This window comes from Mycobacterium scrofulaceum (assembly GCF_001667885.1).
GTDB lineage: Bacteria > Actinomycetota > Actinomycetes > Mycobacteriales > Mycobacteriaceae > Mycobacterium > Mycobacterium scrofulaceum_C.
This window is the reverse complement of sequence record NZ_LZJW01000024.1, coordinates 1-1042: the sequence shown is the minus strand read 5'-3', so window position 1 is coordinate 1042 and position 1042 is coordinate 1. Positions and strand designations below refer to the sequence as shown.

1 protein-coding gene is annotated in these 1042 nt (G+C 72.3%); it reads left to right on the top strand.

The features are described 5' to 3' along the window. Positions 1–1042 (top strand): lytic murein transglycosylase (locus A5681_RS02860; RefSeq protein ID WP_197498490.1); only part of this gene is annotated, 1042 nt, incomplete at both ends.

The following is a 1042-nucleotide window of genomic DNA, read 5'->3' as shown; positions in this document are numbered from 1 at the left end:
CCTCCGGTGCACGCGAACATCGCCCCGGTGGCCGCGGTCTCCCCCGCGGTCCCCGATCTCTCGGGGCCGGCGGTCGTTTCCATCGATCGTTCGCCGAACGCATTCCACGTCGCCGAGCCGGCCTTGTCGGCACCGCCGAAGCCGATGATCGTCAATGCGCCCGGCGCGCTTGGCATTCCGAGCATCGCGTTGGCGGCGTACCGCAATGCCGAGCAGAAGATGGCCGTGGCCGCCCCGGGTTGCGGCGTCAGCTGGAACCTGCTGGCCGGGATCGGGCGCATCGAGTCGGGCCATGCGGGCGGCGGGGCGGTCGACGCCCGCGGCACGGCGGTCGTCCCGATCTATGGACCAGCGCTGGACGGCACGCTGCCCGGCAACGAGATCATCCTGCAGAGCAGTACCGGCAATCGCCCCACGTACGCCCGCGCGATGGGCCCGATGCAGTTCCTGCCCGGCACTTGGGCGCGCTACGCCTCCGACGGCAAAGGCGACGGCGTGGCCGACCCGCAGAACCTGTTCGACTCCACGCTGGCCGCGGCTCGGTACCTGTGCAGCGGTGGCCTCAACCTCCGCGACCCGTCGCAGGTGATGGCCGCGATCTTGCGCTACAACAACTCGATGGCCTACGCGCAGAACGTGCTCGGGTGGGCCTCGGCGTACGCCACCGGCGTGGTTCCGGTCGACCTGCCACCGATGACGGGCCCGCCGCCTCCGCTCGCCGACGCGCACCTCGAACACGCCGAGGGGCTGGGACCCAACCTGCCGATGAACATCAACGGTCTGCCGTCGGACGACCCCCTGGCTCGCATGCCGCTGATCGACCTCACCCAGCCGCAGAGCCCCGGACAGCAGCCGATGTTCCCCTGGATGACCCCCACGCCACAGCAGGCCCCGGCGCGGCTGCCCGGCTGCACGGTGATCTGCGTCGGCCCGCAGAGCCCGCCGCCGAACGCCGTCCCGCCGTGGGGCCCGCCGGCCGCGAGAGATCGGGGACCGCGGGGGAGACCGCGGCCACCGGGGCGATGTTCGCGTGCACCGGAGT